This is a genomic window from Anaerophaga thermohalophila str. Valhall, from assembly GCF_000250735.1.
GTDB lineage: Bacteria > Bacteroidota > Bacteroidia > Bacteroidales > Marinilabiliaceae > Anaerophaga > Anaerophaga thermohalophila_A.
Genome location: NZ_AHZV01000371.1, coordinates 1 through 8625 on the forward strand (window position 1 = coordinate 1; position 8625 = coordinate 8625).

At 40.9% G+C, this 8625-nt stretch carries 10 protein-coding genes; 8 read left to right on the forward strand and 2 right to left on the reverse strand.

What is annotated here, in order from left to right; genetic code table 11:
• Nucleotides 1-17: 17 nt before the first annotated feature.
• Nucleotides 18-278 (reverse strand): hypothetical protein, encoded by a 261-nt coding sequence (locus OQ5_RS23710; RefSeq protein ID WP_016779152.1) that lies wholly within the window; start codon nt 276-278, stop codon nt 18-20.
• A 254-nt stretch (nt 279-532) separates the two neighbouring features.
• On the opposite strand from OQ5_RS23710, the gene OQ5_RS0119760 reads away from it, so the two are divergent.
• The 7 genes from OQ5_RS0119760 to xseB all read left to right on the forward strand — a co-directional run bounded on the left by OQ5_RS0119760 (nt 533) and on the right by xseB (nt 6462).
• Nucleotides 533-838 carry a nucleotidyltransferase domain-containing protein gene (locus OQ5_RS0119760; RefSeq protein ID WP_016779153.1) on the forward strand — a complete coding sequence of 102 codons (306 nt, stop codon included), beginning with the start codon at nt 533-535 and terminating at the stop codon, nt 836-838.
• Nucleotides 839-855: 17 nt separating this feature from the next.
• Complete coding sequence (locus OQ5_RS0119765; RefSeq protein WP_016779154.1) at nt 856-1353, forward strand: hypothetical protein; 498 nt, start codon at nt 856-858, stop codon at nt 1351-1353.
• A 357-nt stretch (nt 1354-1710) separates the two neighbouring features.
• Nucleotides 1711-3627 carry a molecular chaperone DnaK gene (dnaK, locus tag OQ5_RS0119770; RefSeq protein WP_016779155.1) on the forward strand — a complete coding sequence of 639 codons (1917 nt, stop codon included), beginning with the start codon at nt 1711-1713 and terminating at the stop codon, nt 3625-3627.
• Nucleotides 3628-3956: 329 nt separating this feature from the next.
• Nucleotides 3957-4676: a toxin-antitoxin system YwqK family antitoxin gene (locus OQ5_RS21805; RefSeq protein WP_016779156.1), complete on the forward strand. Its 720-nt coding sequence runs from the start codon at nt 3957-3959 to the stop codon at nt 4674-4676.
• Complete coding sequence (locus OQ5_RS25120) at nt 4666-4815, forward strand: hypothetical protein (protein ID WP_016779157.1); 150 nt, start codon at nt 4666-4668, stop codon at nt 4813-4815. Before OQ5_RS21805 ends, OQ5_RS25120 begins: the two co-directional genes overlap by 11 nt.
• A gap of 9 nt (nt 4816-4824) precedes the next feature.
• Nucleotides 4825-6219: an exodeoxyribonuclease VII large subunit gene (xseA, locus tag OQ5_RS0119780; RefSeq protein WP_016779158.1), complete on the forward strand. Its 1395-nt coding sequence runs from the start codon at nt 4825-4827 to the stop codon at nt 6217-6219.
• A gap of 39 nt (nt 6220-6258) precedes the next feature.
• Nucleotides 6259-6462, forward strand: coding sequence for an exodeoxyribonuclease VII small subunit (gene xseB / locus OQ5_RS0119785; RefSeq protein WP_016779159.1), 204 nt, complete (start codon nt 6259-6261; stop codon nt 6460-6462).
• 19 nt (nt 6463-6481) lie between these two features.
• On the opposite strand, the gene cdd is transcribed toward xseB, so the two are convergent.
• Nucleotides 6482-6970 (reverse strand): cytidine deaminase, encoded by a 489-nt coding sequence (cdd, locus tag OQ5_RS0119790; RefSeq protein ID WP_016779160.1) that lies wholly within the window; start codon nt 6968-6970, stop codon nt 6482-6484.
• Nucleotides 6971-7484: 514 nt separating this feature from the next.
• Between cdd and OQ5_RS21810 the strand changes: the two genes are divergently transcribed.
• Nucleotides 7485-8435 carry a glucosaminidase domain-containing protein gene (locus OQ5_RS21810; RefSeq protein ID WP_016779161.1) on the forward strand — a complete coding sequence of 317 codons (951 nt, stop codon included), beginning with the start codon at nt 7485-7487 and terminating at the stop codon, nt 8433-8435.
• Nucleotides 8436-8625 lie beyond the last annotated feature (190 nt).

Consider the following 8625-nt stretch of genomic DNA (forward strand, 5'->3'; position numbering starts at 1 on the left):
TAGTGATAAATTATCTATTACGATGCCCAATTATCGGCAAAACACAAGCGTCCTCGAAAAATTTGATTTGAAAATAGTTCACTATTCCCTGCATCAATTTTTTCTGCGGTTTCTTGTGTTTTGGGATACTTGAACATCTCATGACGAAAATTTATGAATAATTCAGGTAAAAAATCTTTTGCCAAAAAATACAACAAAATCAGAGATAAGGTACTATGTTTTTTCAGGACAAGCCTTAAAAAAGCCCCTACGGGGGATTTGGTCAGCTTAAACAACATGTTGGTTAGTTTTACACCCTAAGCGCCTAATTCGTTACGCTCGGCTCTGCCGCTTGCTTGCAAGAATTCGCGGTTCCACTAAAAGTTGGGAAGCAACAAACGCACGAAGTCCAAAAACAATTAGTAGTATAAAAAATATAAACCGCGAATTTTACGAATTATACCGATTTTGGATGAAAATCACAGGTCTTTTCTTCCTGTAAAAGGCGATTTTGTATATTTGATTTCACTTATGTCAATATGAATTATGAATCATGAGATTATCTGAAAGAGAACGACAAAGCATAAAACATGCTGCCAAAGAAGTCTGGGGTGATAAAGCCACCTTATATCTTTTCGGTTCACGAACAGATAACAGTAAAAAAGGTGGAGATATCGATTTATACATACAACTGTCAGAAATAAAATCTCCACGCCGGCTGATTCATCAAAAAGCCGCATTTTTGAGCAAATTGGATATCCTTATAGGGGAACAAAAAATTGATGTAATTATCAATACGCCTGAAAATGAAGAATTGCCTATTGTCAAAACAGCCCGAAAGAAAGGGTTGATTTTATGAAGCACTAAACGAATAACATGGATAACAGAGAACTAAAAGATAGTCTGGAAAAAACATTTGAGGCAGCTTATTTACATCTCAAGCGAATGAATTTTGCCATATCTAAAGTAGACAAGTTTCTCCCAATTACCCGTAATAATTATTTTTTATTGGATGATGAAACCATTGGGTTTCTTGATCAATACATTTTTCGCTTTTCCAAAACACAGGACCTCATCGGTTCCAGACTTTTCCCATTAACTCTCCAGGCATTAGCGGAGCCGGTTGAAGATAGGGCCTTCATTGATATTTTAAACCGGTTGGAAAAACTAAATATTATTGATTCTGCTATAAACTGGATAGAGTTGAGAAAAATAAGAAATGATATTGCGCATGAATACCCTTCCAACTTAAGTGATCGTATCGAGGGCATTAATATATTGTTAGAAAACCTCCCGATATTTCAGCAAATTATGGAGCGTTGCAACCAGGTTTTGTGTGAACATGGTTTAGAATTGAGGACAAATAAAAAATGAACAATTACAGAATCCCGAACTCTAAACCTCAAATTCAAAACGCTAATGTAGGGCCCGGTAAAATCCATGATTGTGTCACTTGCGGCAAACATCTGCCTGTTTGAGTGGGTGAGACAGCCGGCGGATTCTGATATCTTATATCTAACGATCTAACAATCTAACGATCTATTGAGTAGTAGAAAGAGAAATATTATTCCTCTGCCGATTTGTCACCCGGATTCTGACACGATCCGGGTTTTTTATATATGCCTGTGTCATAATTGCATCTTTTTGTGGATAAATGGAAATGGCATATCCTTTGATTTAATACAGAAGCAAAATTGAAAAATTATTGAGAACGAAAAAATAAATTACACAATGGGAAAAATAATTGGAATTGACTTAGGAACGACCAACTCATGTGTTTCAGTGATGGAGGGTAATGAAGCTGTTGTTATTCCCAACAGCGAAGGTAAACGTACCACACCATCTATTGTTGCATTTGTGGAAAATGGTGAGCGCAAGGTGGGTGACCCGGCCAAACGTCAGGCTATCACTAATCCTGAAAAAACGATATATTCTATCAAGCGTTTCATGGGGAGTATGTACGATGAAATCCCCAATGAAGTAAAAAGGGTGGCATACAAGGTTGTTAAAGGTGAGAATAACACGCCACGTGTGCAGATCGATGACCGCCAGTACTCACCCCAGGAGATATCGGCCATGATTCTTCAGAAGATGAAGAAAACAGCAGAAGATTATCTCGGACAGGAGGTAACAGAGGCGGTTATTACCGTTCCTGCATACTTTAACGACTCTCAGCGTCAGGCCACTAAAGAGGCCGGTGAAATTGCCGGGTTAAAAGTTCGACGGATCATAAACGAGCCGACTGCTGCGTCGCTGGCCTATGGCCTCGACAAGAAAGGTAAAGATATGAAAGTGGCCGTTTATGACCTTGGTGGTGGTACTTTCGATATAAGTATTCTTGAGCTTGGTGACGGTGTGTTCGAAGTTAAATCGACCAATGGCGACACTCACCTTGGAGGTGATGATTTCGACGAAATAATAATGAACTGGCTCGCTGATGAGTTTAAGAAAGATGAAGGTGTAGACCTGAAGAAAGACCCGATGGCACTTCAGCGTCTGAAAGATGCTGCTGAAAAGGCCAAAATTGAACTTTCCAGTTCTGGAAGCACAGAAATCAACCTGCCATATATTATGCCGGTTGACGGTGTGCCCAAACACCTTGTTAAAACACTGACACGTGCCAAATTCGATCAGCTGACGTACGATCTGGTTCAAAAAACAATCGAACCCTGCAAACTGGCGCTTAAAGATGCCGGCTTGAATGCCTCCGATATTGATGAGGTAATTCTGGTTGGGGGTTCTACTCGTATACCTGCTATTCAAAAGGTAGTGGAAGATTTCTTCGGCAAAAAGGCTTCCAAAGGTGTGAACCCCGATGAGGTTGTTGCTATTGGTGCAGCCATTCAGGGAGGAGTGCTTACAGGCGAAGTAAAGGATGTATTGCTGCTCGACGTTACCCCGCTTTCTCTTGGTATAGAAACGATGGGCGGTGTAATGACCAAATTGATCGAAGCCAACACCACCATCCCTACCAAGAAATCGGAAACTTTTACCACTGCTGCTGACAATCAACCATCGGTCGAAATTCACGTGCTGCAGGGTGAACGACCAATGGCTAAAGATAATAAGACCATCGGTCGCTTTCACCTGGATGGAATTCCACCGGCACCGCGGGGAGTTCCGCAAATTGAAGTAACATTTGATATCGATGCCAACGGTATCTTGCATGTTACGGCCAAAGACAAGGCAACAGGAAAAGAACAAAGTATCCGTATCGAAGCCTCTTCCGGATTGTCTGAAGATGAAATCAAACGCATGAAGGAGGAAGCTGAGGCCAATGCAGAAACCGACAAAAAGGCCAAGGAAAAGATCGATAAACTCAATGCGGCTGATAACCTTATCTTCCAGACAGAAAAACAGATGAAAGAGTTTGGGGATAAAATTCCCGCAGAGAAGAAAAAACCGATCGAAGATGCTTTGGCTAAACTGAAAGAGGCACATAAGAATCAGGATATAGATGCTATCGACAAAGCTACCGAAGAACTCAATTCAGTTTTCCAGGCTGCATCGCAGGAAATGTACAATGCCAGTCAGCAGGCCCAGGGAGGTCAGCAGGCCGGAGGCCAGCAGCAACACAGCGAGCAGTCCGGGAAAAAAGGTGGCGACGATGACGAAGTGACCGATGTCGACTTCGAGGAAGTGAAATAATATACTCAGTTTTGAGAACTGTTTTTGTTAAGGGTTGCCCGCCGGGCAGCCCTTTTTTGCACCACCTTTTGCTGTCCCGGAAGAGTAAATCCCAAAAGATTGTTTAAATTTTCAGGCTGAAATGAATACTTTTGTACCTGGGAGACTGCTTTAAAAAGTTGCTTTTAGTTGTATATTGCCGGGAGTAGTATTCCCCCATATTTCGGGCTATTTTTGAAAACAGTCCGTTAAATATTTACAATACGTTGCAAATCACAGAGTTTGGCAATAAAGATGCTTTTTAGACCGCACTCATCTATTGTTTAAGGAACAGAAAATATAAAATTCCGATGAGACTGAAACTATTGATTTCGTTTTCCTTCATTCTTTTAACTGTGTCTCTTTCTGCACAAACAGGACTTTTCGAAAAACCTGAGAAATCTTCTCAGAAAAAGAATGACCGCGATACCATTTATAAGAATCTGCGCGATGAGAAAGGCAGAAGGCAGGGATACTGGATGAGATACCATCCCAATGGAAATCCGGCTTACAAAGCCAGATTTAAGAACGGACAGCCGATAGATACACTTGTCAGGTATTACAGAAATGGTGAAAAATTTGTCGAAATTGTTTTTGAGGACAATACGAATACCGGACGGGCCAGATTCTTTTCGGAAGAAGGAAAATTACTGGCTAAGGGATTTTATAACGATATGAAGAAAGACAGCGTATGGGAGTTTTTCGACGAAAAAGGACATTTGAAGGCCAGAGAAAGGTTTGAGAATGACTTAAAACAGGGCGAATCCAGGATTTTTTTCAAAGATGGCACCATTGCCGCCGAGGCATATTACTGGGGTGGCAAAAAACAGGGTCTGGAAAAGAGATATTATCCCGATGGATCACCCCGGGTGTTTATCAATTATAAAGATGGCGATTTTCATGGTGCTTATACTGTGTATTTCCCTGGTGGAAAGGAAGAAATAACCGGGTTTTATAAAGAAGGAAAGCAGGACAGTCTCTGGATTTTTTTACGATGCTTTGGGAAGAGAAAAATTTTCATTGAAGTATAAAGACGGGGAGCCTTTAAATAAAGCCAAACTTGACAGTTTACAGCGTCAGGAATATAATTTGTATGAACAAAACCGGGAAGAACTAGAAGACCCCGAAGACTATATGAATAATCCTTCGGAACTGATCCGTGGATTCTAACGATGTTGTATGGGACAGCAGGCTATTACATTATTTCAGTTAAACCAGAAGATAAAAGGCATTATTGACGATGCCATGCTATCTTCTATTTGGGTGAAAGCCGAGATTGGAGAACTTCGGGTCAACCGGAACGGCCATTGCTATCTCGACCTTGTGGAGAAAGATGAAGCCGGCGACCATCTTGTAGCCCGCTCAAGAGCAATGATATGGGCGCAAAACTTCAGAATGCTGAAAGCTTATTTTGAATCCACTACAGGCCAGCCATTGACCACAGGACTAAAGATACTGGTTAAGGTAACGGTTCAGTTTCAGGAAGTTTTTGGTCTTAGTTTGATAATTTCCGATATCGATCCCTCATACACGATGGGTGATTTGGCACGCAAACGCAGAGAGGTGTTGATGCGCCTTGAAGAAGAGGGGGTCATTGATATGAATAAGGAACTTGAACTGCCTCCCGTAGTCCAAAAAATTGCCATTATCTCTTCCCCTACAGCTGCCGGATTTGGTGATTTTGTAAATCAATTGGAGAACAACCCTTACAGGATAAAGTTTTATTATCACCTTTTTCCCGCTATTATGCAGGGCGAAAAGGCTGAAGCCTCTATTACCGGTGCCTTTGAAAAAGTGTTCGAATATGCAGGTTTTTTCGACGCCGTAGTTCTGATTAGAGGAGGTGGTGCTACCATTGATTTGCTGTGTTTCGACAGTTATTGGGTGGCGTATCACATTGCACAGTTCCCGCTTCCGGTAATTACCGGCATAGGTCATGAACGCGACGAGTCGGTGGCAGACCTGGTAGCCAATACCATGTTGAAAACGCCAACGGCTGTTGCGGCTTTTTTAATTGAACGCGCTGCAACTTTTTTGCAGATGATCGACGAAAAGGCTTTGATGGTGACTGATATGGTACGAGATATAATTGAAAAGGAAAAGCAGAGAACTGCAAACTTTGCGAATACTTATGTGCCTCTGGTTAAAATGGATTTGCAAAAAAGGAAAAGCAGGCTGGATCGAATGATAGGACGATTGCCGGTTTCTGTTTCTCATCGTCTCGGGAACGAAAGATATGTGATACAGCGTTTCGGTGAAAGAACAAAAACCGCCACCGGTAGTATTTTTAGTGGAAATCACCAGCTGCTCGGACATTACAAAACCAACCTGAGGGCATTACCTTCAAGGTTTTTGCATACATCCAGACAAAAGCTTGATTTTCTGGAACAATCGTTGCACCTGAATGATCCGCAGCACCTTTTGAAAAGAGGATATTCTCTCACTTACGTTGACGGGAAACTGGTTAAAGATATTTCTATGATTAATAAAGGTGATCAGACTACCACCCGCTTTATCAACGGAGAAGTTACCGGTACAGTTGAATCAATTAAAAGGTACAAAGACAGAAACTAATATTTGACAATATAACGACCTGATAATCTGATAAATATTATGACAACAAAGAAGAAGCCAACTTACAGCGAGGCTGTTGCAGAAATTGAAGAAATACTGCAACGCATGGAGAATGAAGAACTAGATGTGGATGAACTTTCCGAGAAAGTCAAACGCGTTTCGGAACTGGTTCGGTATTGTCGCAATAAATTGAAAAACACCGAAGAAGAAGTAGAAAAGGTATTAAAGGAAATGGAAGAATAGTGTTAGTTGACACACACGATTAAAGATAATCGGATTGAAAGTTAAACGGTAAGAGCCACATGGCTTTCTCAACCTTGATTATTTTTTTGCTTCCGGCCATAATAACACTAAAAGGCTTGTTGAAACGCTTTTCCCATTCAATAAATACTTGCCGGCAACTGCCACAAGGAGGCACCGGGGCTTCAATCATCCTTTTATTTTTCGATGCTGCAACTGCAAGCTTTTTAACAGGGACCCCGGGAAACTGTGAAGAAGCATAAAACAGAGCTACCCGTTCGGCACAAAGTCCCGATGGATATGCGGCATTTTCCTGGTTATTGCCGGTGAAAATTTCACCGTTTTCCAGCAGAACTGCAGCTCCCACATTGAATTTTGAGTAAGGACTGTAAGCATTGGCCGATGCCTCACCGGCAAGGCGAACCAATTCCTGTTCATCCTTTTCAAGTTCGTTAACGGATCGGTATTCCTTATACGGGAAATTAAAAGATTTCTCTTCCTGTTTAGTCATAGTTGCAATATAGCATTAGATTCTTGAGCCCGGTATAAAAAGCATCTTTGTTGCCAAACTCTGTGTTGTTTTAAAATTTTGCATCCTCATTAACAACGAGTTAACTCCTGTTCAAAAATTTAAAACGCCTTGATTTTGACAAAAATATGCTTTTTATACTGCACTCATTCTTCAAAAACCTAAAAATAGCAGTTTTCCTTTCACTTTCAAATATTCGATACATGAGCCACCTAATAAAGGCTCTTTTCGTGAACCTCATTGTCGGATGAAGTTTTTGTGTCTTCATTAACTGCGGTTCAAAATTTTTTTACGTCTCAACCTATACAAAAATAGCTATTCTGGAAGAAGACTCATTCACAAATTATATGACCGGCCCTGTTTTTGTTAATCAGTTTTATATATTTGCTGTAAAAACGAGCATGACAAAGTTTGCTACAATAAGGATATGTATAAACTTTTGCATTGTTCGATTACGTCTCAAATCTAATATCTTTAAATCTAACCATCTGTTTAAATGATGTCAGGAAAAATATTTCTCTCAGTAGCTTTCTCTATCTGTTTTGTGCTTCTGGTTAACGGGCAGTTGTCGTCAGATATTACACCACAACAATATGTTGAAAAATACAACGAATGGGCGGTGATGAACATGAAAAGGAGTGGAGTTCCTGCCAGTATTACCCTCGCCCAGGGCATGCTTGAATCCAGAAACGGAAACAGCCGTCTGGCCGTGGAGGCCAACAATCATTTCGGAATAAAATGTCACGATTGGACCGGTGAAAAAGTGTATCATCATGATGACCGGCGAAATGAATGTTTCAGGAAATACAATTCGGTTTACGATTCCTTTGCAGATCATGCCAGGTTTTTGTCCACCAGATCAAGATATGCATTCCTTTTTGAACTGGAAATTACCGATTATAAAGGGTGGGCGCGTGGCTTGAAAAAAGCAGGTTATGCTACCGACCCCAATTATGCAAAACGGCTTATCGACATTATTGAACGGTACGAGCTTTATAAATTTGATGAAGAGGGGGCAGGGGAAACAACCTGGAGACAATTGCAAAGCAGGAGGAGAAGTTCCGGCGGCCATGTGATTGATCCCTATGTTGAGCATGAAGTACGCTTCAATAACGGGGTAAGATATATAAATGTAAAACCGGAAGATACTTTTTCATCCATTGCAGAGGAGTTTGATCTCAGAGACTGGGAGCTTCCTAAATATAACGATCTTGATGAATCCGGAAGAAGGGTAACCGATTATAACTATCTCTATATTGAACCGAAAAGAAATAAAGCACACCCCGATCACCCCTTTCATGTTGTAAAAGAAGGTCAGACCATGTTTGAAATATCTCAGATATACGGGATGAAACTTAAAAAACTTTACCGGTATAATAATATGGATGAAGGCGAAGAACCCCGGCCGGGCGAACGTATTAGTTTACGAAAAAGAATCGATAATTAGTGCGTGTCTATAAACTCGCAAAAATTTTTACAATATGTGTGCCTGTTCAGAAAGTACCAGTTGCAAGGCTTGCGAAGCCGCTAAAACCGGAGTTTACTAATCGTAAATGAGGATTTTGGCGGCGAGCGTAACACAGCAAGGGGTACTTTATGGACAGACACTAATTAGCCTGCTTTATTCATAAGTTTTC

Excerpts from the sequence above, each read along its gene's own strand:
- OQ5_RS23710 (WP_016779152.1), bottom strand. The coding sequence starts at position 278 with ATGTTGTTTAAGCTGACCAAATCCCCCGTAGGGGCTTTTTTAAGGCTT.
- OQ5_RS0119760 (WP_016779153.1), top strand. The coding sequence starts at position 533 with ATGAGATTATCTGAAAGAGAACGACAAAGCATAAAACATGCTGCCAAA.
- OQ5_RS0119765 (WP_016779154.1), top strand. The coding sequence starts at position 856 with ATGGATAACAGAGAACTAAAAGATAGTCTGGAAAAAACATTTGAGGCA.
- dnaK (WP_016779155.1), top strand. The coding sequence starts at position 1,711 with ATGGGAAAAATAATTGGAATTGACTTAGGAACGACCAACTCATGTGTT.
- OQ5_RS21805 (WP_016779156.1), top strand. The coding sequence starts at position 3,957 with ATGAGACTGAAACTATTGATTTCGTTTTCCTTCATTCTTTTAACTGTG.
- xseA (WP_016779158.1), top strand. The coding sequence starts at position 4,825 with ATGGGACAGCAGGCTATTACATTATTTCAGTTAAACCAGAAGATAAAA.
- xseB (WP_016779159.1), top strand. The coding sequence starts at position 6,259 with ATGACAACAAAGAAGAAGCCAACTTACAGCGAGGCTGTTGCAGAAATT.
- cdd (WP_016779160.1), bottom strand. The coding sequence starts at position 6,970 with ATGACTAAACAGGAAGAGAAATCTTTTAATTTCCCGTATAAGGAATAC.
- OQ5_RS21810 (WP_016779161.1), top strand. The coding sequence starts at position 7,485 with ATGATGTCAGGAAAAATATTTCTCTCAGTAGCTTTCTCTATCTGTTTT.